The organism is Ancylobacter sp. 3268, assembly GCF_031456575.1.
Lineage (GTDB): Bacteria > Pseudomonadota > Alphaproteobacteria > Rhizobiales > Xanthobacteraceae > Ancylobacter.
The window spans coordinates 79,992-100,839 of the sequence record NZ_JAVDUX010000010.1 but is presented as its reverse complement, the minus strand read 5'-3'; the positions used below and the strand labels follow the sequence as shown (position 1 = coordinate 100,839).

The window sequence follows — 20,848 nt, the reverse complement described above, 5'->3', positions numbered from 1 at the left end:
GGGAGCTCGACACATCATGTCCATGCCGACCATCAAGGCCGTCCGGGCCTTCACCGTCCGCGGCGGCGGCGCCGACTATCACGATCAGGCCGGGGGGCACTGGATCGACGATCACATCGGCACGCCGATGGGCAAGTATCCGGAATACCGCCAGAGCCGCCAGAGCTTCGGCATCAACGTGCTGGGTACGCTGGTCGTGGAGATCGAGGCGTCCGACGGCACGGTCGGCTTCGCGGTGACTACCGCCGGCGAGATCGGCGCCTTCATCGTCGAGAAGCACCTGTCCCGCTTCCTGATCGGCCGTCAGGTCACCGAGATCGAGAAGATCTGGGACCAGATGTATTTCGCGACCCAGTATTACGGCCGCAAGGGCGTGGTGCTGAACACCATCTCCGGCGTCGACCTCGCGCTGTGGGATCTGCTCGCCAAGGTGCGCAAGGAGCCCGTCCACGCGCTCCTCGGCGGCCCGGTGCGCGACGAATTGCAGTTCTACGCCACCGGCGCGCGGCCGGACCTCGCCAAGCAGATGGGCTTCATCGGCGGCAAGCTGCCGCTGCACCACGTCCCGGCCGAGGGCGAGGAAGGCTTCAGGAAGAACATCGAGCTGCTCGCCGAGATGCGCTCGCGCTGCGGCGACGATTTCTGGCTGATGTATGACTGCTGGATGAGCCTCGACCTCAACTACGCGACCAAGCTCGCCCATAAGGCCCATGAATACGGGCTGAAGTGGATCGAGGAGGCGCTGTCGCCGGACGACTACTGGGGCTATGCCGAACTGCGCAGGAACGTGCCCAAGGGCATGCTGGTCACCACCGGCGAGCACGAGGCGACGCGCTGGGGCTTCAAGCTGCTGCTGGAGATGGGCTGCTGCGACATCATCCAGCCGGATGTCGGCTGGTGCGGCGGCGTCACCGAGCTGATCAAGATCTCGGCGCTGGCCGACGCCCATTCGGCGTTGGTCGTGCCGCATGGCTCCTCGGTCTACAGCTACCACTTCGTCATCACCCGGCAGAATTCGCCCTTCGCCGAATTCCTGATGATGCACCCGGTTCCCGACCAGGTGGTGCCGATGTTCACGCCGCTGCTGCTCGACGAGCCGGTGCCGGTGAATGGCCGGATGAAGGCGAGCGTGCTCGACAAGCCGGGCTTCGGCGTGCGGCTCAACCCCGAGGTGAAGCTGCACCGTCCCTATATCAACGGCTGAGGAACCCGATCCTCGGTCGCGACTGTGGCCCGCCTCGCGCTGGAGGCGGGCCGTTTTTCATTCAGGCGGTCGGCTCGGCCGAGGCCGGCATGCGGCCGGTCTCGCGCAACGCGGCGTGCCAGGACAGCGCCTCCTCGATGACATGCGGCGTGTGGCCGCCGCGGGTGAGTGCCCGGCGGTGATAGTCGGCCAGCGGCTCGCGATAGGCGGGGTGGACGCAATTGGCGAGGATCGTCCGCGCCCGCTCGCGCGGGGCGAGGCCGCGCAGATCGGCGAGGCCGATCTCGGTCACCAGCACGTCGACATCGTGCTCGTTGTGGTCGACATGGGAGACCATCGGCACCACCGAGGAGATGGCACCCTCCCTGGCGATCGACTTGGTGACGAACACCGACAGGTAGCCGTTGCGGGCGAAATCGCCCGAGCCGCCGATGCCGTTCATCATGTGGGTGCCGCCGACATGGGTGGAGTTGACGTTGCCGTAGATGTCGAACTCCAGCGCGGTGTTGATGCCGATGATGCCGAGCCGGCGCACCACTTCCGGGTGGTTGCTGATCTCCTGGGGGCGCAGGATGAGGCGCGGCTTGTAGTGCGGCAGCTTCGGCAGCACGTCGCGGTATTTCCCCGCCGAGAGGGTGATCGAGGAGCCGGAGGCGAAATCGAGCTTGCCGGCGTCGAACAGGTCGAAGGTCGAATCCTGCAACACCTCCGAATACATGGTGAGGTTGTGGAACGGCGTCTCGATGAAGCCGTGCAGCACGGCATTGGCGATGGTGCCGATGCCGGCCTGCAGCGGCTGCAGCCGGTTGGTCAGCCGGCCCTTCTTCACCTCGTCGAGGAAGAACTCGGTCAGGTGGCCGGCAATGGCGGCGGTCTCGGCATCCGGCGGCAGCACGGTCGACGAGCTGTCGAGCTTTTCGGTGAAGACGATGGCGGCGATCTTTTCGGGGTCAACCGGGATGAAGGGCAGGCCGACGCGGCTCTGCGGCGCTACCACCGGGATCGGCTCGCGATGCGGCCGGTGGGTGGGAATGTAGATGTCGTGCAGCCCTTCCAGCGTCACCGGCTGGGAGAGGTTGATCTCGACGATGACCTTCTCGGCGAGGATGGCGAAGCTGGCGGAATTGCCGACCGAGGTGGTTGGCACGATGCCGCCCTGCTCGGTGATCGCCACCGCCTCGATCACCGCGACGTCGATCGGCCCGAGCTGGCGGGTGCGCAGCATCTCAACGGTCTCGGACAGATGCTGGTCGACGAACATCACCTCGCCGGCATTGATCGCCCGGCGCAGCGCCGGATCGGACTGGAAGGGGATGCGGCGGGAAAGCAGATGCGCCTCGGCCATGGTCTTGTCGAGGTCGTTGCCGAGCGAGGCGCCGGTGATCAGGGTGATCTTCATCGGTTCGGCCCGGCTGCGCTCGGCGAGCGCCATCGGCACCGCCTTGGCCTCGCCGGCGCGGGTGAAGCCGCTCATGCCGACGGTCATGCCGTCCCTGATCAGCCGGGCGGCATTTTCCGCGCTGGTTACCTTCTCCGTCAGTGGCGCATAGCGCAGGCGATCCTCGTGCATGGCGTCGTTCCTCCGTTCGATCCTCCGCCGGGCCCCCGTGGGTCCGGCGGCGGATTTCGGGAGATCGATCACGCGGACAAGGCGAAGGCGGGCGCCCCTGTTTGATCCGGCCTCGGTGGAACGGCCAGTTCGACCTTCGGCCGGGTATGAGGCGGACGCATGGGGCCGCGCGGCGGCGGCCCCTGCACGCGGTGGGGCAAGCCTGTGGACCGGCTCGACAATTCCGGCCATTCGCCTCCAAGGGCGCGAGCCGCTATCCTCGCCGCCGTGCGAAGGGAGATTCGCAGATGCGGAATGGCTGGCGGCACATGCTTCTTCACAGGCGGCATTTCATGGCTCTCGCCGGCTCGGCGGCGCTGCTGTCGCTGCACGCGCGCCCGCTTCTTGCCCAGGGCGCCGATCCGGGCGATGCCGCGGTGAGCGAACTGACACCGGTCGCCGATCTGAAGCCGGGCCAATATGTATGGTATCCCGACCGGGCACCGGAAGGCTTCGTCGCCATCATCGTCTCGCTGCCGGAGCAGCGCTGCTACGTCTATCGCAACGGCGTGCGCATCGGCGTATCCACCTGCTCTACCGGCCGCGCCGGCCACGAGACGCCGGTGGGGGTGTTCACCATCCTGCAGAAGGATATCGACCACCATTCCTCGCTCTATGACGATGCGCCGATGCCCTATGCCGAGCGGCTGACCTGGTCGGGCGTGGCGTTGCATGCCGGCGGATTGCCGGGCTATCCCTCCTCGCATGGCTGCGTGCACCTGCCGATGGCGTTCTCCAAGCTGCTGTTCGGCATCACCCATTTCGGCACGCCGGTGATTATCGCCGACGCGCATTCCCAGCCGGCGGACGTGCTGCATCCCGGCCTGGTGCTGCCGGCCGATGCCACCACGGCCATCAAGACCGAGGCGCCGAAGGACGACAGCCCGGCGGCTGTGCAGGCCGCCGCGCAGATGGCGGCGGAAAACGCCGTCTCCATGGTGGTGAGCGGCGCCGACAAGACGCTCACCGTCCTCAAGAACGGCGCGGTGGCGCTGACCGCCGCCGTGACGATCCGCGATCCAAGCGTGCCGCTCGGCAATGTCGTCTATGTGCTGAAGAAGGTTGATGGCGAGGTCGCCTGGACGGCGATCGGCTTCGAGGGCAACGGCACCGGCCAGGGCAAGGCGGCCGGGGCTATCGACCGCATCACCGTGGCGCCGCAGGCCAACCAGCAGCTGGCGCAATTGCTGGTGCCGGGCTCGACGCTGTTCGTCACCGACCTGCCGGCGGATGCCTCGACGCGGACCGACAAGGACTTCGTGGTGCTCTCGCAGGCGATGAGCTGACGGGGAGGCGAACATGCGTCGTCGTTTCGCCGCGCTCATCCTGGCCGGCCTCGCGCTGATCGGTGGTTCCGCGGTGCTGCGGGCACAGGAGGATACCCCACCGGCCAGCCTGACCAAGCCCGCCGCCGGCAGCGCCACGCCGGCAAAACTGCTGTTCGGGGCGGTGAAGGAACCGGCCGACCTCGCGCCACGGGGCATCGGCTTCTATTCGCGCGGCTGCCTGGCGGGCGGCGAGGCGCTGCCGATCAATGGGCCGACCTGGCAGGCGATGCGGCTGTCGCGCAACCGCAACTGGGGGCATCCCGACCTCGTGGCGTTCCTCGAGCAACTGGCGGCGCAGGCGCCGAAGGTCGGCTGGCCGGGCCTGCTGGTCGGCGACATGGCGCAGCCGCGCGGCGGGCCGATGGCGACCGGACATGCCTCGCACCAGATCGGCCTCGATGCCGACATCTGGCTGACGCCGATGCCGAAGAAGGTGTTCACCGCCAAGGAGCGCGAGGAGGTATCGGCGACGATGATCGTGCGGCCGGACCGGCTCGACGTCGATGCCAAGGTGTGGACGCCGGCGCATGTCGCCATCATCCGCACCGCGGCGCAGGACGAACGGGTGGAACGCGTGCTGGTGAACGCGGCGATCAAGAAGGCGCTCTGCCGCGACGCGAAAGCCGACCGTTCGGGCGACCGCGCCTGGCTGCAGAAGGTGCGGCCCTATTGGGGGCACGACTACCACATGCATGTCCGCATCTCCTGCCCGACCGGGAGCCCCGACTGCCGGCCGCAGGAGCCGGTTGTGGCGGGTGACGGCTGCGACAAGCTCGACTGGTGGTTCTCCGAGGGCGTGCTGCATCCCAAGCCGCCGAAGGTGCCGCCGAAACCGGCCCCGCCATTGACGCTGGCCCAGCTGCCGCCGGCCTGCGCGGCGGTGCTGAAGGCGCCCTGACGTCTATCGCCCGTCGGCGCGGATCATCGCCGCCGCCTTTTCGGCGATCATCATGGTGGGAGAGGCGGTGTTGCCGGAGACGATGGTCGGCATCACCGAGGCGTCCACCACCCTGAGGCCCTCGATGCCGAACAGCCGCAGCCGCTCGTCGACCACCGCCCACGGGTCGCTGGGCAGGCCCATCCGGGCGGTGCCGACCGGGTGGAAAATGGTGGTGCCGATGTCGCCGGCGGCACGCAGCAGGTTGTCCTCATCATCGCCGACAAGCGGACCGGGCAGGAACTCCTCCGGGCGGAACGGCGCCAGCGCCGGGCGGGCGACGATGCGGCGGGCGACGCGGAGGCTGTCGACGGCCACCTGCCGGTCCTCCTCGGTCGCCAGATAATTGGGACGAATCACCGGCGCCGCCGCCGGGTCGGCGCTGGCGAGCCGCACCTCGCCGCGGCTCGCCGGGCGCAGGTTGCACACGCTCATGGTGAACGCCGGAAAGCGGTGCAGCGGCTCGCCGAACGTGCCGAGCGACAGAGGCTGCACGTGGAATTCGAGATCGGCGCGCTCCTTCTCCGGCCGCGAGCGGGTGAACAGGCCGAGCTGCGAGGGCGCCATGGTAAGCGGCCCGCGCCGGAACAGGGCGTAGTCGAGCGCCATCGATGCCTTGCCCCACAGGGAGTGGTAGCGCTCGTTGAGCGTGTTCGCGCCGTGCACCTTGTAGATCAGCCGCAACTGCAGATGATCCTGAAGGTTGCCGCCGATGCCCGGCCGGTCGAGCGCGACGTTGATGCCGTGCCGGGCGAGCTCCGCTCCGGGACCGATACCGGACAGCATGAGGATTTGAGGCGAGCCGATGGCGCCGGCCGAGAGGATGACCTCGCCGCGGGCACGGGCGGTGCGGGCGATGCCGTCCTGCCGGTAGGCGACGCCGACGGCGCGGTGCCGGTCGAGAATCACACGCTCGGTCAGGCAACCGGTGCGCAGGGTGAGGTTCGGCCGGTTCAAAACGGGCTTGAGGAACCCGCGCGCGGCGCTCCAGCGCCGGCCGCGCTTCTGGTTCACCTGGAAATAGGCCGAACCTTCATTGTCGCCGGTGTTGTAGTCGTCGATCGGGGCGATGCCGTCCTGCGCCGCGGCCTCGCGCACCCTGTCGAGCAGCGGCCAGGTGAGGCGGGGATATTCGACGCGCCACTCGCCGCCGCTGCCATGGAACGCGTTGCCGCCGCGATAATGGTCCTCATGGCTCTTGAAGATCGGCAGCACGTCGTCCCAGCCCCAGCCGGACAGCCCCAGCTGGCGCCAGCCGTCATAGTCGCCGGCCTGGCCACGCATGTAGATCATGGCGTTTATGGCCGAGCAGCCGCCGATCACCTTGCCGCGCGGATAGGCGAGGGCGCGGCCGTTCAAACCCGGCTCGGCCTCGGTGCGGAACATCCAGTCGGCACGCGGATTGCCGATGGCGAAGAGGTAGCCGACCGGGATGTGGAACCAGACCCAGTCGTCGCTGCCGCCGGCTTCCAGCAGCAGGACCCGGCTGCCCGGATCGGCGGAGAGCCGATTGGCGAGCACGCAGCCGGCCGAGCCGGCACCGACGATGATGTAGTCGTATTGCTCGTCGCCGGACGTGTCGTCGGCCATGATCCACCTGCGCATGTTTGCCGCCGGAGAGCCGGCGACCATGGCCGATTTCTGACCCATTCCGCAGCGGATCGCCACTGTCGAGGTCGGCATGGGCGGGAGGTGCTGGGGTGCCGTAGAGGCAGGCGGCATGCCGCGGAAGTGCATCGTTGCGATCATCTCCACGTGACAGGAGACGAAAGTCTAATGTCGCGATATTGTCCCAATAGGCCAAGAGGATGCCGCAATGCGGCGTAACCTGTTGGGAACGTTGGGTCGCTTGTGAATTTTGTATGCCAGGAGCGGTGCAAGGCTTATTGATGCCCTTGCCCTCTCTGGGGCGGTGCGATAAGCCTGCCCTGTGCTTTGAATATTTCGCAACTGAGGTTGCGCGCCGGACGGCGCCCACGCACCGGGGGAGGATGCGGCCCATGAGCAGCCTGCTGCAGGATTACCTGCCGGTCGTCATTTTCATCGGGGTGTCGGCCGTCATCGGGCTGGCCCTGCTGGTCGCCCCCTTCCTGGTCGCCTTCTCCCGGCCCGATCCGGAGAAGATGTCGGCCTATGAATGTGGCTTCAATGCGTTCGACGACGCGCGCATGAAGTTCGACGTCCGATTCTACCTCGTCTCGATCCTGTTCATCATCTTCGATCTCGAGGTCGCCTTCCTGTTCCCGTGGGCCATCACCTTCGGTGAACTCGGCAATTTCGGCTTCTGGTCGATGATGATTTTCCTGGCCGTGCTGACGATCGGCTTTGTCTACGAATGGAAGAAGGGAGCGCTCGAATGGGATTGAGCGCCGTGAACGCCCCGCTCGTCGCTCCGGCGGCCAAGGGAATCATCGACCCGAACACCGGCCGGCCGGTGGGGGCTACCGATCCGTTCTTCGTCGAGGTGAACAACGAGCTGGCCGACAAGGGCTTTCTCGTCACCGCCACCGACGATCTCATCAACTGGGCGCGCACCGGCTCGCTGATGTGGATGACGTTCGGTCTCGCCTGCTGCGCGGTCGAGATGATGCAGGTCTCGATGCCGCGCTACGATGTGGAGCGGTTCGGCTTCGCGCCGCGCGCCTCGCCGCGCCAATCGGACGTGATGATCGTCGCCGGCACGCTGACCAACAAGATGGCCCCGGCCCTGCGCAAGGTCTACGACCAGATGCCGGAGCCGCGCTACGTCATCTCCATGGGCAGCTGCGCCAATGGTGGCGGCTACTATCACTATTCCTATTCGGTGGTGCGCGGCTGCGACCGCATCGTGCCGGTGGACATCTACGTTCCGGGATGCCCGCCGACGGCGGAAGCGCTGCTGTATGGCGTGCTGCTGCTGCAGAAGAAGATTCGCCGTACCGGCACCATCGAACGCTGACGAACCGAACGCCAGGCGCAGAAGCGGGCAAGACGGGTAAGACATGGACGAGACGCTGAGAGAGCTTGGGGCGCACATCGCCGAGGCGATGCCGGATGCGATCGACGAGATCGTCGTCGCCTATGGCGAGCTCACCGTGGTGGTGCCGGCCGCCGAGGTGGTGAAGGTGCTGACCTTCCTGCGTGACGATCCGTCCTGCCGGTTCGTCAGCTTCATCGACATCTGCGGCGTCGACTGGCCGAAGCGCGAAAAGCGCTTCGACGTCGTCTACCACCTGTTGTCGCCGACGCTTAATGCCCGCATCCGGGTCAAGGCCGAAACCGACGAGGCGACGCCGGTGCCTTCGGCCACCGGCGTGTTCGCCGGTGCGCTGTGGTTCGAGCGCGAGGCCTATGACATGTACGGCATCCTGTTCTCCGGCCATCCGGAGCTGCGGCGCCTGCTCACCGATTACGGCTTCGACGGCTATCCGCTGCGCAAGGACTTCCCGACCACCGGCTTCGTCGAGGTTCGCTACGACGACGAGCGCAAGCGCGTCGTCTACGAGCCGGTGAAGCTGGCGCAGGAGTTCCGCAATTTCGACTTCCTGTCGCCGTGGGAGGGGCCGGACTACGTCCTCCCGGGCGACGAGAAGGCTGCTGCCCCCAAGGCCGGTTGAGGCGGAGTGAGACGACCATGAACGCCGCTGTCAGCCCTGCCTCCACCACGACCACGGACCCCAACGTCCGTAACTTCCAGATCAATTTCGGCCCGCAGCATCCGGCGGCGCACGGCGTGCTGCGCCTGGTGCTGGAACTCGACGGCGAGATCGTCGAGCGCGTCGATCCGCATATCGGCCTGCTGCACCGCGGCACCGAGAAGCTGATCGAGACGAAGACCTTCACTCAGGCGATGCCCTATTTCGACCGGCTCGACTATGTCGCGCCGATGAACCAGGAGCACGCCTACTGCCTCGCCATCGAGCGCCTGCTCGGGGTGGAGGTGCCCAAGCGCGGCCAGTTGATCCGCGTGCTCTATTCCGAGATCGGCCGCATCCTCTCGCACATGCTCAATGTGACGACGCAGGCGATGGACGTCGGCGCGCTCACCCCGCCGCTGTGGGGTTTCGAGGAGCGCGAGAAGCTGATGGTGTTCTACGAGCGCGCCTCGGGAAGTCGGATGCACGCCGCCTATTTCCGTCCTGGCGGCGTCCACCAGGATCTGCCGCGTCAGCTGGTGCAGGACATCCTCGACTGGATCGAGCCGTTCCTGAAGGTCTGCGACGACCTCGAGGGGCTGCTCACCGACAACCGCATCTTCAAGCAGCGCAACGTCGACATCGGCATCGTGTCGCTGGAGGACGCCTTCGCCTGGGGATTCTCCGGGGTGATGGTGCGCGGCTCGGGCGCCGCCTGGGACCTGCGCAAGGCGCAACCCTATGAGTGCTATGACGAGCTGGAATTCGACATTCCGGTCGGCAAGAACTGCGACAATTACGATCGCTACTGTATTCGCATGGAGGAGATGCGGCAGTCGGCCTATATCATGCGCCAGTGCTGCCAGCGTCTTCTCAAGGAGACCGGTCCGGTCTCCGCGGTCGACAACAAGATCGTCGCCCCCAAGCGCGGCGAGATGAAGCGCTCGATGGAAGCGCTCATCCATCACTTCAAGCTCTACACCGAAGGCTTCCATGTTCCCGCCGGCGAAGTCTACGCCGCGGTGGAAGCGCCCAAGGGCGAGTTCGGCGTCTATCTGGTGTCTGACGGCACCAACAAGCCCTATCGCTGCAAGATACGCGCGCCGGGTTTCGCCCATCTTCAATCGATGGATTTCATGTGCCGCGGCTACATGCTCGCGGACGTCTCGGCGATCCTCGGGTCGCTGGACATCGTTTTCGGGGAAGTGGACCGCTGAGCCGTTGAGGCGAGGCGGTTCGATCGGAAGGGTACGGCATGTCGGTCCGTAGGCTTGCGCCCAAGGAGTTGCAGCCCGAGAGCTTCGCCTTCACGGCGGAGAATCTGGCTTGGGCGGAAAAGACCATCGCCAAATATCCGGCTGGCCGGCAGGCCAGCGCGGTGATTCCGCTGCTCATGCGCGCGCAGGAACAGGCGGGCGGCTGGGTGTCGGAGCCGGCGATGCGCTATGTCGGCGACATGCTGGGCATGGCGCCTATCCGCGTCTACGAGGTCGCCACCTTCTATACGCAGTTCCAGCTGCTCCCGGTCGGCCGCAACGCGCATATCCAGGTCTGCGGCACCACGCCCTGCATGCTGAAGGGCGCCGGCGAACTGATGAAGGTCTGCAAGAACAAGATCCACGCCGAGCCCTTCCATCTCAACGAGAGCGGCACGCTCTCCTGGGAAGAGGTGGAATGCGCCGGCGCCTGCGTGAACGCGCCCATGGTGCAGGTGGTCGACAAGGTGTTCGAGGACCTCACCCCGGAGATCCTCGAAGGCATCATCGATGCCTTTGCGCGCGGGGAAAAGCCGGCCATTGGCCCGCAGAACGGCCGCAAGAGCTCCGAGCCGGTCACCGGCTTGCGTGTGCTGACCTCGCCGGAGCTGTATGACGGCTCGATGGTCGGCACCGGTGTCGGCCTTGCCGCTGCCCGCGAGGCGATCGCGGCCCGCCAGGCGGCCGCCGCGGCGCCCAAGCCGGCGGAACCCGCCGCCGCCGCGGCCCCGCCGGCGCCGCCGAAGAGCGATCCCGCCCCGGCCAAGCCGCCGGTCGCCGAGGCGGTGAAGGCCGCCGGCAATGCCGACAGCGAGAAGCCGTCCAAGCCCGTGGCGCCGCCGCCCGCCGGCGAGAAGGGCAACTGAGGAGCGAACCATGCTGGCCGACAAGGATCGCATCTTCACCAACATCTACGGCTACCAGGACTGGGGCCTTCAGGGCGCGTTGAAGCGCGGCTCCTGGGACGGCACCAAGACCATCATCGAGGCCGGGCGCGACTGGATTATCGACCAGATGAAGGCCTCCGGCCTGCGCGGCCGCGGCGGGGCGGGCTTCCCCACCGGCCTCAAATGGTCGTTCATGCCCAAGCAGTCGGACGGGCGCCCGCATTATCTCGTGGTGAACGCCGACGAATCCGAGCCTGGCACCTGCAAGGATCGCGAGATCCTGCGCCACGATCCGCATCATCTGGTCGAAGGCTGCCTGATCGCCGGCTTCGCCATGGGTGCGCATGCGGCCTACATCTATGTGCGCGGCGAGTTCATCCTGGAGCGGGAGCGGTTGCAGGCGGCGGTCGACCAGGCCTATGAGGCCCGGCTGATCGGCAAGGACAATGTGCATGGCTGGGACTTCGACATCGTCGTCCACCATGGCGCCGGCGCCTATATCTGCGGCGAGGAAACCGCGCTCATCGAAAGCCTCGAAGGCAAGAAGGGTCAGCCGCGGCTGAAGCCGCCTTTCCCGGCGAATGTCGGCCTCTATGGCTGCCCGACCACGGTGAACAACGTCGAATCCATCGCGGTGGCGCCGACCATCCTGCGCCGCGGCCCGGCCTGGTTCTCCGGCATCGGCCGCGCCAACAATGTCGGCACCAAGCTGTTCGGCATTTCCGGCCATGTGAACACGCCCTGCATCGTCGAAGAGGCGATGAGCATTCCGTTCAAGGAATTGATCGAGAAGCATGGCGGCGGCGTGCGCGGCGGCTGGGACAACCTGCTCGCCATCATCCCCGGCGGCGCCTCCTGCCCGGTGATCCCGGCAGCGGACTGCGCCGAGCTGATCATGGATTTCGACGGCTGCCGCGCCGTGAAGTCGTCGTTCGGCACCGCCGGCGTGCTGGTGATGGACAAGCAGACCGACATCATCCGCGCCATCGCCCGCATCTCCTACTTCTTCCGGCACGAGAGCTGCGGCCAGTGCACGCCCTGCCGCGAGGGCACCGGCTGGATGTGGCGGGTGATGGACCGCATGGCGGAGGGCCGGGCGCAGAAGCGCGAGATCGACCTGCTGCTGCAGGTCACCACCCAGATCGAGGGCCACACCATCTGCGCGCTGGGCGACGCCGCGGCATGGCCGGTGCAGGGTCTGATCCGGCATTTCCGTCCCGAGATCGAGAAGCGGATCGACCAGTATTCGGCGAACCCGCATTCGGATCCGGTGCCGGTGGCAGCGGAGTGAGCGCGATGGAACTTCGCAAAACCGTCGAATTGATCGATGCGAACGACGTCAATCTCTCCGGATCGATGTTCGTCAACGTCAATCTGGCCGGATCCCGCTTCGATGACGTGAACATGTCGGGCTGGTCGGTGAACAACGTCAATTTCTCGGGTCTCACGCTGGAATGCGCGAATGTGTCTGGCGCGCGCATCGCGCGTGCTGACCTGGTTGGCGTGTCGATCTCGGAGTGCCGTCTCGACGGCATGCGGATCGATGGAATTCTCGTGACGGATATGCTCGCGGCCTATCGCGCAGCGCATGAGGCGAAGTGATGGCCAAGCTCATCGTCGACGACATTGAGGTCGAAGTTCCCGCCGAGTACACGCTGCTTCAGGCATGCGAGGCGGCGGGGGCCGAAATTCCGCGCTTCTGCTTCCATGAGCGGCTGTCGATCGCCGGCAATTGCCGCATGTGCCTCGTCGAGGTGAAGGGCGGTCCGCCCAAGCCGCAGGCCAGCTGCGCCATGAGCGTGCGCGATCTGCGTCCCGGCCCGAATGGCGAGCCGCCGGTGGTGATGACCAAGTCGCCGATGGTCAAGAAGGCCCGCGAAGGGGTGATGGAGTTCCTGCTCATCAACCACCCGCTGGATTGCCCGATCTGCGACCAGGGCGGCGAGTGCGACCTGCAGGACCAGGCCATGGCCTATGGCGTGGATACCTCCCGCTATGCCGAGAACAAGCGGGCGGTCGAGGACAAATATATCGGCCCGCTGGTGAAGACGTCGATGACGCGCTGCATCCAGTGCACGCGCTGCGTCCGCTTCACCACCGAGGTCGCCGGCGTCGCCGAGCTCGGCGCCATCGGCCGTGGCGAGGACATGGAGATCACCACCTATCTCGAGGCGGCGCTCTCCTCCGAGCTGCAGGGCAATGTCGTCGACCTGTGCCCGGTCGGCGCGCTGACCCAGCGACCCTATGCCTATCATGCCCGCCCGTGGGAGCTGGTGAAGACCGAATCCATCGACGTGATGGACGCGGTCGGCTCCAATATCCGCGTCGACACCCGCGGCCGCGAGGTGATGCGTATCCTGCCGCGTCTCAATGAGGACGTGAACGAAGAGTGGATCTCCGACAAGACCCGCTACATCTGGGACGGCCTCAAGACCCAGCGCCTCGACCGCCCCTATGTGCGCGTCGGCGGCAAGCTGCGTCCGGCCAGCTGGCCTGAGGCCTTCGCCGCCATCGCTGCCAAGGTGAAGGGCGTGCCGGGCAACCGCATCGGCGGCCTGGTCGGCGATCTGTCCTCCGTCGAGGAAGTGTTCGCGCTCAAGCAGTTGCTCGCCGCGCTCGGTTCCGCGAACATCGACTGCCGGCAGGACGGGGCGAAGCTCGATCCGGCGCTCGGCCGCGCCTCCTACCTGTTCAACGCCAGCATTGCCGGCATTGAGAATGCCGACGCGCTGCTGATCGTCGGCGCCAATCCGCGCCTCGAGGCATCGGTGCTCAATGCCCGTATCCGCAAGCGGTGGCTGCACGGCAATTTCCCGATCGGGATGATCGGCGAGGCGGTCGACCTCACTTATGGCTATGACTATCTCGGTGCCGGCACCGATACGCTCGCCGACCTGGTCGGCAGCGGCACCTTTGCCGAGACGCTCAAGAACGCCAAGCACCCGCTGATCCTGATCGGCCAGGGAGCCCTTTCGCGGCCGGACGGCGCAGCGGTGCTGGCGCTGGCCGCGCGGCTGGCGGTGTCGGTCGGTGCGGTGAAGGAAGGCTGGAACGGCTTCTCGGTGCTGCACACCGCCGCGTCGCGCGTCGGCGCGCTCGATGTCGGCGCCGTGCCGGGCGAGGGCGGTCTCGATGCCGTCGCTATGACCAATCCGGGCGGGGTCGACGTGCTGTTCGCGCTCGGCGCCGACGAGATCGACATCGCTCCGGGCGCCTTCGTGGTCTATATCGGCACCCATGGCGACCGCGGCGCCCATCGCGCCGACGTCATCCTGCCGGGAGCGGCCTATACCGAGAAGTCCGGCACCTATGTGAACACCGAGGGACGGGTTCAGGTCGCCAACCGCGCGGCGTTCCCGCCCGGCGAGGCGCGCGAGGAATGGGCGATACTGCGGGCGCTCTCGGACGTGCTCGGCAGGAGGCTGCCCTTCGACAGCCTCGGTCAGCTGCGCGCGGCGCTCTATGCGACGCATCCGCACCTCGCCCGCGTCGATCATGTCGAGGCGGCCGATGCGCAGGCGGTGATCGACCTCGCGGCTCGGGGAGGCGATACGGCGAGCGCGCCGTTCCACGCCGCCGTGACCGCGTTCTATCTCACCAATCCGATAGCCCGCGCCTCCGCCGTGATGGCGGAATGCTCCGCGCTCGCGCATGACCGCCTCGCGGCGGCGGCCGAGTAAGGGGAGGGGAGCATGACCGAGACCGTGACCACCACCTGGTTCGATACCCTCATCCACGTCCTGATCGTCGTCGCCCAGAGCCTCGGGCTGCTGGTCGGCCTGCTGATCATCGTCGCCTATGTGCTGCTGGCCGACCGCAAGATCTGGGCGGCGGTGCAATTGCGCCGCGGCCCCAATGTGGTCGGCCCCTTTGGCCTGTTCCAATCCTTCGCCGACCTGCTCAAGTTCGTGCTGAAGGAGCCGGTGGTTCCCGACGGCTCGAACAAGGGCGTGTTCCTGCTGGCGCCGTTCGTCACCTGCCTGCTGGCGCTGGCCGCCTGGGCGGTGGTGCCGATCGACGCCGGCTGGGTGGTCGCCGACATCAATGTCGGCGTGCTCTACATCTTTGCCATCTCGTCGCTCGGCGTGTACGGCGTGATCATGGGCGGCTGGGCCTCGAACTCGAAATACCCGTTCCTGTCGGCGCTGCGCGCGGCGGCGCAGATGGTGTCCTACGAGGTCTCGATCGGCTTCGTCATCGTCACCGTGCTGATGTGCGCCGGCTCGCTGAACCTGTCGGCGATCGTCGAGGCGCAGAACGGTGCGCTCGGCATGTTCGGCTGGTACTGGCTGCCGCTGTTCCCGATGTTCGTGATCTTCTTCATCTCGGCGCTGGCCGAGACCAACCGCCCGCCTTTCGATCTCGGCGAAGCGGAATCCGAACTCGTCGCCGGCTTCATGGTGGAATACGGTTCGACACCCTACATGATGTTCATGCTGGGTGAGTACGTGGCGATCATGACCATGTGCGCGCTGACCACGATCCTGTTCATGGGCGGGTGGCTGCCGCCCTTCCCGATCGCGCCCTTCACTTGGGTGCCGGGGATCGTGTGGTTCCTGCTCAAGGTCCTGCTGGTCTTCTTCATGTTCGCCATGGTCAAGGCCATGGTTCCCCGCTACCGCTACGATCAGCTGATGCGCCTGGGCTGGAAGGTGTTCCTGCCGATCTCGCTGGCGATGGTGGTGCTGGTGGCGTCGGTGCTGCATTTCACCGGCCTGGCGCCGGGAGCTGGAGGCTGACATGAGCGAGGGGACGCTGGCCGGGCTTTTCGAAGCCTCCGCCGTCGCCTGGATGGGAGCGCTGGTCGGGTTGGCGATCGGCACCGTCGAATGGTTTCTACTGCCGCGGCTGATGGAAACATCGATCCGCGGTTCGCGCGAGGCCCGAAAGCTGAACAAAGACCAGCTTGAGGGCGTGATTTCCTGGTGGAAGACGGTGATCCGGGTATTCGCCGTCTCGATGCCGCTGCTGGGCTTCGGGCTCGCCGCGGCGATGGCTGAGTGAGGAGAGCGACATGAGATTGGATCTGGCGGCGCGCCAGCTGCTGCTCACCGAGTTCGTCTCGGCGTTCTTCCTGGCGATGCGCTATTTCTTCAAGCCGAAGGCGACGCTGAACTACCCCTTCGAAAAGGGGCCGGTCAGCCCGCGCTTCCGCGGCGAACACGCGCTGCGTCGCTATCCGAACGGCGAGGAACGCTGCATTGCCTGCAAGCTGTGCGAGGCGATCTGCCCGGCGCAGGCCATCACCATCGAGGCCGGTCCGCGCCGCAACGACGGTACGCGCCGTACCACGCGTTACGACATCGACATGGTGAAATGCATCTATTGCGGCTTCTGCCAGGAAGCCTGCCCGGTGGATGCCATCGTCGAGGGACCGAACTTCGAGTTCGCCACCGAGACGCGCGAAGAACTCTATTACGACAAGGCCAAGCTGCTCGCGAACGGCGACCGCTGGGAACGCGAGATCGCGCGCAACATGGCGCTCGATGCGCCCTATCGTTGAGCGCGGGGAAAGAGACGGGTGATCGACGTGACGGGAATGGGCGTTCGCGCGGCGGCCGGTTGCACGGCTGAAAACTTCAGGGAGTGCCGGGCATGAGCCTTGCCGCGCTGTTCTTCTATCTTTTCGCCGGTGTGGCGGTGGCCTCGGCCTTCATGGTCATCGCCTCGCGCAATCCCGTGCACTCGGTGCTGTTCCTCATCCTCACCTTCGTCAATGCGGCGGGGCTGTTCATCCTGATCGGCGCCGAATACCTCGCCATGCTGCTGGTGGTCGTCTATGTCGGCGCGGTGGCGGTGCTGTTCCTGTTCGTGGTGATGATGCTCGACGTCGACTTCGTCGAACTGCGCCAGGGCTTCCTGCAATATCTGCCGGTGGGCGTGCTGATCGGCCTGGTTTTCCTCGCCGAGCTGGTGCTGGTGTTCGGCTCCTGGACCTTCGGCCAGGGCGTGACCGGTGCGGTGGCGGCCGCGCCGTCGGATGTGACCAACGCGGTGCAGATCGGCCGGGTGCTCTACACCGACTATGTCTATTTCTTCCAGGCGGCGGCGATGATCCTGCTGGTGGCGATGATCGGCGCCATCGTGCTGACGCTGCGCCATAAACCGAACGTCAAGCGCCAGAGCATTCCGGTGCAGAACGCGCGCACCAAGGAGATGGCGATGGACATCGTCAAGGTGCCGTCGGGCAAGGGGCTCTGAGCCATGGTCATCGGTCTCTCGCACTACCTGACCGTGGCAGCGATCCTGTTCACGCTCGGCACGCTCGGCATCTTCCTCAACCGGAAGAACGTCATCGTCATCCTGATGTCGATCGAGCTCATCCTGCTGGCGGTGAATATCAATTTCGTCGCCTTCTCGGTATTCCTCGGCAACATCACCGGACAGATCTTCGCGCTGTTCGTGCTCACCGTCGCGGCCGCCGAGGCGGCCATCGGCCTCGCCATTCTCGTGGTGTTCTTCCGCAATCGCGGTTCGATCGCCGTCGAAGACATCAACACGATGAAGGGTTGAGGGAGACCCGGTCATGTATCAGGCGATCGTCTTCCTCCCGCTCGCGGGCTTCCTGATCGCGGGGCTGTTCGGCCGCGCCATCGGCGCACGCGCCTCCGAGCTCATCACGACCGGACTGCTGTTCATCTCGGCGTTGTTCGCGTGGATTGTGTTCTTCCAGACCGCGTTCGGCGACGGCGGCGGCACGGTCGAGATCTTCACCTGGATCGCCTCTGGCGCGCTGGACGTGAAGTGGGCGCTGCGCGTCGACACCCTGACGGCGGTTATGCTGGTCCTGGTGACGACGGTGTCGTCGCTCGTGCACCTGTACTCCATGGGGTACATGCACGAGGATCCGAGCCGGCCGCGCTTCTTCGCCTATCTGTCGCTGTTTACCTTCGCCATGCTGATGCTGGTGACCAGCGACAACCTGGTGCAGCTGTTCTTCGGCTGGGAGGGCGTCGGTCTCGCCTCCTACCTGCTGATCGGCTTCTGGTACGACAAGCCTTCGGCCTGCGCCGCGGCGATGAAAGCCTTCATCGTCAACCGCGTCGGCGATTTCGGCTTCGCGCTCGGCATTTTCGCCGTGTTCATGATGACCGGTTCGGTCGGTTTCGAGCAGGTCTTCGCGGCCGCGCCGTCGCTGATGGACAAGACGATCCATTTCATCGGCATCGACTGGCATGCCCCGACCATCATCTGCCTGCTGCTGTTCATCGGCGCCATGGGCAAGTCGGCCCAGCTCGGCCTGCACACCTGGCTGCCGGACGCGATGGAGGGCCCGACCCCGGTGTCGGCGCTCATTCACGCGGCGACCATGGTGACAGCCGGCGTGTTCATGGTTGCGCGCCTGTCGCCGCTGTTCGAGCTGTCGCCGGTGGCGCTCAACGTGGTGATGTTCGTCGGCGCCTCGACGGCGATGTTCGCGGCGACCGTCGGCTGCGTGCAGAACGATATCAAGCGGGTCATCGCCTATTCGACCTGCTCGCAGCTGGGCTACATGTTCACCGCGCTCGGCGCCGGCGCCTACTCGGTCGGCGTGTTCCACCTGTTCACCCATGGCTTCTTCAAGGCGCTGCTGTTCCTCGCGGCCGGCTCGGTCATCCATGCGATGCACCACGAGCAGGACATGCGGCACATGGGCGGCCTGTGGCGGAAGATCCCCTTCACCTACGCCACCATGCTGATCGGCGGCCTGGCGCTGACCGGCTTCCCCTTCACCGCGGGCTACTTCTCGAAGGACGCGATCATCGAGACCGCGTTCATGAGCCACAGCCCCTTCTCGACCTATGCGTTCGTGATGACGGTGGCGGCGGCGGCGCTGACCTCGTTCTACACCTGGCGGCAGATGTTCATGACCTTCCACGGGCATCCGCACGATCACCATCACTATGAGCACGCGCATGAATCGCCGCTCACCATGCTGATCCCGCTCGGTGTGCTGTCCCTCGGCGCCCTGTTCGCCGGCATGATCCTCTACCCGTACTTCGTCGGGCACGACGTGGAGCACTTCTTCCGCGAGGCCATCTTCATGGGACCCGACAACAAGATCCTCGAGGAGATCCACCACATCCCGGCCTGGGCCAAGTGGTCGCCGACGGTGATGATGGTACTCGGCTTCGTAGTGGCCTACTGGATGTACGTCGCCAGTCCGGCAGTGCCGAGGGCGCTCGCCCGGCGCAACGACGTGCTGTACCGCTTCCTGCTCAACAAGTGGTACTTCGACGAACTGTACGACTTCCTGTTCGTGCGCCCGACCATGTGGCTCGGCCGCTTCCTGTGGAAGCAGGGTGACGGCCGCGTCATCGACGGCTGGGGTCCCAACGGCATCTCCGCCCGGGTGATCGACGTCACCAACCGCGTCGTGCGGCTGCAGACCGGCTATCTCTATCACTATGCGTTCGTGATGCTGGTCGGTGTCGCCGCCCTGATCACCTGGTTCATGTTCGGGGGGGCGCACTGATGTACGACTGGCCCATTCTTTCGGTCGTCACCTTCCTCCCGGTCGTCGGCGCGCTGCTGATCGTGTTGATGATCCGCGGCGACGACGAGGTCGCCCAGCGCAATGCCCGCTGGGTCGCGCTGTGGGCGACCCTTGTCACCTTCCTGATCTCGCTGCTGCTGCTGATCGGCTTCGATCCGTCGAATACCGACTTCCAGTTCCAGGAGAACCGGGCCTGGCTGGGCGACATCGCCGCCTATCGCATGGGCCTCGACGGCATTTCGATGCCGTTCGTGCTGCTGACCACGCTGTTGATGCCGATGTGCATCCTGGCGAGCTGGGAATCGATCCATGTCCGCGTCAAGGAGTACATGATCTGCTTCCTGGTGCTTGAGACGCTGATGATCGGCACGTTCTCGGCGCTGGACCTGCTGCAGTTCTACATCTTCTTCGAAGGCGGCCTGATCCCGATGTTCCTCATCATCGGCATCTGGGGCGGCAAGCGGCGCATCTACGCCACCTTCAAGTTCTTCCTCTACACGCTCGCCGGTTCGGTGCTGATGATGCTCGCCATCATGGCGATGTACTGGCAGGCCGGCACCACCGACATCCGGGTGCTGCTGACCCATGGCTTCCCGCCGGCCATGCAGACCTGGCTATGGCTGGCCTTCTTCGCCTCCTTCGCGGTGAAGATGCCGATGTGGCCGGTGCACACCTGGCTGCCGGACGCCCATGTGGAAGCGCCGACCGCCGGCTCGGTCATCCTGGCGGGCATCCTCCTGAAGATGGGCGGCTACGGCTTCCTGCGCTTCAGCCTGCCGATGTTCCCCGACGCGTCGCTGTATTTCGCGCCGCTGGTCTACACGCTCTCCGTGGTGGCGATCATCTACACCTCGCTGGTCGCGCTGATGCAGGAGGACATCAAGAAGCTCATCGCCTACTCCTCGGTGGCGCATATGGGCTTCGTCACCATGGGCATCTTCACCATGACCCAGGAGGGTATCCAGGGCGCGGTGTTCCAGATGGTGAGCCATGGTTTCGTCTCGGGCGCGCTGTTCCTGTGCGTCGGCGTGGTCTATGACCGCATGCACACCCGCGAGATCGCCGCCTATGGCGGGCTGGTGCACCGCATGCCGGTCTACGCGACCTTCTTCATGGTGTTCACCATGGCCAATGTCGGCCTGCCCGGCACGTCCGGCTTCATCGGCGAGTTCCTCACCATGCTGGCGGCGTTCGGCCGCAACAGCTGGGTGGCGTTCTTCGCCGCCACCGGCGTCATCTTCTCCGCCGCCTACGCGCTCTGGCTTTATCGGCGCGTGATCTTCGGGCCGCTGGAGAAGGAGAGCCTGAAGGACATTCTCGATGTGAACCGTCGCGAACTGGCCTCGCTGGTGCCCCTGCTGTTCTTCACCATCCTGTTCGGCGTCTGGCCGGGGCCGATCCTCGATGCGTGCAACGTCGCCGTGGCGGCGATCGTTTCCCGCGCCGACGTCGCCGCCGGCGCCGTCAAGGCCGCCGCCGCTCTGGCGCTGTACTGAGGGGGCTGCCTTGAACCGACCCATGATGCTCGCGGAGCCTG

The 20,848-nt window shown here is 66.0% G+C and carries 20 protein-coding genes; 18 read left to right on the top strand and 2 right to left on the bottom strand.

Translation table 11 applies throughout. The features are described 5' to 3' along the window. The first annotated feature begins 16 nt into the window (after nt 1–16). Nucleotides 17–1,204, top strand: coding sequence for an L-rhamnonate dehydratase (gene rhmD, locus J2X65_RS15240; RefSeq protein ID WP_310202479.1), 1,188 nt, complete (start codon nt 17–19; stop codon nt 1,202–1,204). 61 nt (nt 1,205–1,265) lie between these two features. Here rhmD and J2X65_RS15235 read toward each other — a convergent pair whose 3' ends face one another. Then, nucleotides 1,266–2,774 carry an acetyl-CoA hydrolase/transferase family protein gene (locus tag J2X65_RS15235; RefSeq protein ID WP_310202477.1) on the bottom strand — a complete coding sequence of 503 codons (1,509 nt, stop codon included), beginning with the start codon at nt 2,772–2,774 and terminating at the stop codon, nt 1,266–1,268. A 287-nt stretch (nt 2,775–3,061) separates the two neighbouring features. Between J2X65_RS15235 and J2X65_RS15230 the strand changes: the two genes are divergently transcribed. Both J2X65_RS15230 and mepA read left to right on the top strand, forming a co-directional pair. Further along, the gene (locus J2X65_RS15230) at nt 3,062–4,099 is read left to right on the top strand and encodes a L,D-transpeptidase (protein WP_310202475.1); all 1,038 of its coding nucleotides are present in this window, start codon (nt 3,062–3,064) and stop codon (nt 4,097–4,099) included. Between the two features lie 13 nt (nt 4,100–4,112). Next, nucleotides 4,113–5,039: a penicillin-insensitive murein endopeptidase gene (mepA, locus tag J2X65_RS15225; protein ID WP_310202473.1), complete on the top strand. Its 927-nt coding sequence runs from the start codon at nt 4,113–4,115 to the stop codon at nt 5,037–5,039. 3 nt (nt 5,040–5,042) lie between these two features. Here the strand turns inward: mepA and J2X65_RS15220 are convergent, their stop codons facing one another. Then, complete coding sequence (locus J2X65_RS15220; protein WP_310202471.1) at nt 5,043–6,668, bottom strand: GMC family oxidoreductase N-terminal domain-containing protein; 1,626 nt, start codon at nt 6,666–6,668, stop codon at nt 5,043–5,045. A 410-nt stretch (nt 6,669–7,078) separates the two neighbouring features. On the opposite strand from J2X65_RS15220, the gene J2X65_RS15215 reads away from it, so the two are divergent. From J2X65_RS15215 to J2X65_RS15145, 15 genes are all read left to right on the top strand, one after another. After that, on the top strand, nt 7,079–7,444 hold the full coding sequence (locus J2X65_RS15215) for an NADH-quinone oxidoreductase subunit A (RefSeq protein WP_213363398.1): 366 nt from the start codon (nt 7,079–7,081) through the stop codon (nt 7,442–7,444). Next, nucleotides 7,435–8,016: an NADH-quinone oxidoreductase subunit B family protein gene (locus J2X65_RS15210; protein ID WP_310202468.1), complete on the top strand. Its 582-nt coding sequence runs from the start codon at nt 7,435–7,437 to the stop codon at nt 8,014–8,016. The genes J2X65_RS15215 and J2X65_RS15210 overlap by 10 nt, the downstream gene beginning before the upstream one ends. Before the next feature lie 43 nt (nt 8,017–8,059). Beyond that, a complete protein-coding gene (locus J2X65_RS15205; RefSeq protein WP_310202466.1) occupies nt 8,060–8,674 on the top strand; it encodes an NADH-quinone oxidoreductase subunit C in 615 nt (204 codons plus the stop codon). A 17-nt stretch (nt 8,675–8,691) separates the two neighbouring features. After that, a complete protein-coding gene (locus J2X65_RS15200) occupies nt 8,692–9,909 on the top strand; it encodes an NADH-quinone oxidoreductase subunit D (RefSeq protein ID WP_310202464.1) in 1,218 nt (405 codons plus the stop codon). A gap of 38 nt (nt 9,910–9,947) precedes the next feature. Then, nucleotides 9,948–10,814, top strand: a complete 867-nt coding sequence (gene nuoE, locus J2X65_RS15195; protein WP_310202462.1) for an NADH-quinone oxidoreductase subunit NuoE — start codon at nt 9,948–9,950, stop codon at nt 10,812–10,814. 10 nt (nt 10,815–10,824) lie between these two features. Continuing rightward, nucleotides 10,825–12,126, top strand: a complete 1,302-nt coding sequence (gene nuoF, locus J2X65_RS15190; RefSeq protein ID WP_310202460.1) for an NADH-quinone oxidoreductase subunit NuoF — start codon at nt 10,825–10,827, stop codon at nt 12,124–12,126. A gap of 5 nt (nt 12,127–12,131) precedes the next feature. Beyond that, nucleotides 12,132–12,437, top strand: coding sequence for a pentapeptide repeat-containing protein (locus J2X65_RS15185; RefSeq protein WP_310202457.1), 306 nt, complete (start codon nt 12,132–12,134; stop codon nt 12,435–12,437). Beyond that, nucleotides 12,437–14,515, top strand: a complete 2,079-nt coding sequence (gene nuoG, locus J2X65_RS15180) for an NADH-quinone oxidoreductase subunit NuoG (protein ID WP_310202455.1) — start codon at nt 12,437–12,439, stop codon at nt 14,513–14,515. The genes J2X65_RS15185 and nuoG overlap by 1 nt, the downstream gene beginning before the upstream one ends. Before the next feature lie 12 nt (nt 14,516–14,527). Continuing rightward, complete coding sequence (gene nuoH / locus J2X65_RS15175; protein WP_310202453.1) at nt 14,528–15,574, top strand: NADH-quinone oxidoreductase subunit NuoH; 1,047 nt, start codon at nt 14,528–14,530, stop codon at nt 15,572–15,574. 1 nt (nt 15,575) lies between these two features. Continuing rightward, nucleotides 15,576–15,839, top strand: coding sequence for a hypothetical protein (locus tag J2X65_RS15170; RefSeq protein WP_310202451.1), 264 nt, complete (start codon nt 15,576–15,578; stop codon nt 15,837–15,839). 10 nt (nt 15,840–15,849) lie between these two features. Then, nucleotides 15,850–16,338 carry an NADH-quinone oxidoreductase subunit NuoI gene (nuoI, locus tag J2X65_RS15165; RefSeq protein ID WP_013166662.1) on the top strand — a complete coding sequence of 163 codons (489 nt, stop codon included), beginning with the start codon at nt 15,850–15,852 and terminating at the stop codon, nt 16,336–16,338. Nucleotides 16,339–16,430: 92 nt separating this feature from the next. Further along, nucleotides 16,431–17,036 (top strand): NADH-quinone oxidoreductase subunit J, encoded by a 606-nt coding sequence (locus tag J2X65_RS15160; RefSeq protein ID WP_310202449.1) that lies wholly within the window; start codon nt 16,431–16,433, stop codon nt 17,034–17,036. 3 nt (nt 17,037–17,039) lie between these two features. Beyond that, nucleotides 17,040–17,348 carry an NADH-quinone oxidoreductase subunit NuoK gene (gene nuoK, locus J2X65_RS15155; RefSeq protein ID WP_213363408.1) on the top strand — a complete coding sequence of 103 codons (309 nt, stop codon included), beginning with the start codon at nt 17,040–17,042 and terminating at the stop codon, nt 17,346–17,348. A gap of 13 nt (nt 17,349–17,361) precedes the next feature. Then, nucleotides 17,362–19,290 (top strand): NADH-quinone oxidoreductase subunit L, encoded by a 1,929-nt coding sequence (gene nuoL, locus J2X65_RS15150; RefSeq protein ID WP_310202446.1) that lies wholly within the window; start codon nt 17,362–17,364, stop codon nt 19,288–19,290. Continuing rightward, nucleotides 19,290–20,807, top strand: a complete 1,518-nt coding sequence (locus J2X65_RS15145; RefSeq protein WP_310202444.1) for an NADH-quinone oxidoreductase subunit M — start codon at nt 19,290–19,292, stop codon at nt 20,805–20,807. Before nuoL ends, J2X65_RS15145 begins: the two co-directional genes overlap by 1 nt. The last annotated feature ends 41 nt before the right edge of the window (nt 20,808–20,848 follow it).

Bases quoted from the DNA above. Each gene is read 5' to 3' on its own strand.
- rhmD (WP_310202479.1), top strand. From the start codon at position 17: ATGTCCATGCCGACCATCAAGGCCGTCCGGGCCTTCACCGTCCGCGGC.
- J2X65_RS15235 (WP_310202477.1), bottom strand. From the start codon at position 2,774: ATGCACGAGGATCGCCTGCGCTATGCGCCACTGACGGAGAAGGTAACC.
- J2X65_RS15230 (WP_310202475.1), top strand. From the start codon at position 3,062: ATGCGGAATGGCTGGCGGCACATGCTTCTTCACAGGCGGCATTTCATG.
- mepA (WP_310202473.1), top strand. From the start codon at position 4,113: ATGCGTCGTCGTTTCGCCGCGCTCATCCTGGCCGGCCTCGCGCTGATC.
- J2X65_RS15220 (WP_310202471.1), bottom strand. From the start codon at position 6,668: ATGGCCGACGACACGTCCGGCGACGAGCAATACGACTACATCATCGTC.
- J2X65_RS15215 (WP_213363398.1), top strand. From the start codon at position 7,079: ATGAGCAGCCTGCTGCAGGATTACCTGCCGGTCGTCATTTTCATCGGG.
- J2X65_RS15210 (WP_310202468.1), top strand. From the start codon at position 7,435: ATGGGATTGAGCGCCGTGAACGCCCCGCTCGTCGCTCCGGCGGCCAAG.
- J2X65_RS15205 (WP_310202466.1), top strand. From the start codon at position 8,060: ATGGACGAGACGCTGAGAGAGCTTGGGGCGCACATCGCCGAGGCGATG.
- J2X65_RS15200 (WP_310202464.1), top strand. From the start codon at position 8,692: ATGAACGCCGCTGTCAGCCCTGCCTCCACCACGACCACGGACCCCAAC.
- nuoE (WP_310202462.1), top strand. From the start codon at position 9,948: ATGTCGGTCCGTAGGCTTGCGCCCAAGGAGTTGCAGCCCGAGAGCTTC.
- nuoF (WP_310202460.1), top strand. From the start codon at position 10,825: ATGCTGGCCGACAAGGATCGCATCTTCACCAACATCTACGGCTACCAG.
- J2X65_RS15185 (WP_310202457.1), top strand. From the start codon at position 12,132: ATGGAACTTCGCAAAACCGTCGAATTGATCGATGCGAACGACGTCAAT.
- nuoG (WP_310202455.1), top strand. From the start codon at position 12,437: ATGGCCAAGCTCATCGTCGACGACATTGAGGTCGAAGTTCCCGCCGAG.
- nuoH (WP_310202453.1), top strand. From the start codon at position 14,528: ATGACCGAGACCGTGACCACCACCTGGTTCGATACCCTCATCCACGTC.
- J2X65_RS15170 (WP_310202451.1), top strand. From the start codon at position 15,576: ATGAGCGAGGGGACGCTGGCCGGGCTTTTCGAAGCCTCCGCCGTCGCC.
- nuoI (WP_013166662.1), top strand. From the start codon at position 15,850: ATGAGATTGGATCTGGCGGCGCGCCAGCTGCTGCTCACCGAGTTCGTC.
- J2X65_RS15160 (WP_310202449.1), top strand. From the start codon at position 16,431: ATGAGCCTTGCCGCGCTGTTCTTCTATCTTTTCGCCGGTGTGGCGGTG.
- nuoK (WP_213363408.1), top strand. From the start codon at position 17,040: ATGGTCATCGGTCTCTCGCACTACCTGACCGTGGCAGCGATCCTGTTC.
- nuoL (WP_310202446.1), top strand. From the start codon at position 17,362: ATGTATCAGGCGATCGTCTTCCTCCCGCTCGCGGGCTTCCTGATCGCG.
- J2X65_RS15145 (WP_310202444.1), top strand. From the start codon at position 19,290: ATGTACGACTGGCCCATTCTTTCGGTCGTCACCTTCCTCCCGGTCGTC.